Annotated in this window: 1 protein-coding gene; it reads left to right on the plus strand. The window is 62.9% G+C overall.

All coding sequences use genetic code 11. The annotated features are described in order from the left end of the window. Window positions 1-131: 131 nt before the first annotated feature. Window positions 132-808, plus strand: a 677-nt coding sequence (locus EN964_RS36040; RefSeq protein WP_164776530.1) for an ABC transporter permease, incomplete at its 3' end; no start/stop codon positions are given.

The following is an 808-nucleotide window of genomic DNA, read 5'->3' on the forward strand; positions in this document are numbered from 1 at the left end:
GGGCCGTTACGGCCCGGAGCCTGCCCTTTCATGACGCCGCGTCCAAAAGACGCCGTGGCGAATTTGAATCCGCGCCCGAACCCGACGAAATCGAATTGATTTCGCGGGGCATGCGCCAACCGGATCAGCCCATGAACCCGCGCACACGCAAAGCCCTGGAGTTCGTACTCGACAACCTCGTCTGGTTCATGCTGCTGTTCGTGCTGGTGGTCTTCTCCATCTTCGTCCCGAACTACTTTCAGCTCGGCATCTTCGCCAACATCATCGAGGCTTCCAGCGTGCTCGGCGTCATGTCGATCGGCCTGGCGCTGGTGATCATCGCCGGCCACATGGATCTGTCGGTCGAATCCGTCGCAGCGCTTAGCGCCATGGCGGTCGGCATCCTGTTCTGCTCGTCGGGCATCGGCATGGGCGTGCAACTGCATCCCGAATGGCTGATGGTTCCGGTTTCGCTGCTGCTGGCGCTGGCCGTCGGCGGTCTCATCGGCGCCTTCAACGGCTATCTGGTGGTCAAGGTGAAGATGAGCGCCTTCATCATCACGCTGGCGTCCTACATCTGGGTGCGCGGCCTCGTGCTGGTCGTGTCGGGCGGCCGCTCGGCGCAGGATCTTGCACCGGCCATCCGCTGGTTCGGCATCCAGCGCCTTGTCGGCCTGCCACTTACCGCCTGGATCGCGGTTGGCTGTTTCGTGGTCTTTTCGCTGATCATGGCCAAGACGCCGTTCGGCCGGCATCTGGTGATGATCGGCGGCAACGAGACGGCGACCTTCCGCGCCGGCATCCGGGTGAACCGCAATCTCATCATCGC

The sequence above is a fragment of the Mesorhizobium sp. M7A.F.Ca.CA.001.10.2.1 genome (genome assembly GCF_003998575.1).
In the GTDB taxonomy this organism is placed as follows: domain Bacteria; phylum Pseudomonadota; class Alphaproteobacteria; order Rhizobiales; family Rhizobiaceae; genus Mesorhizobium.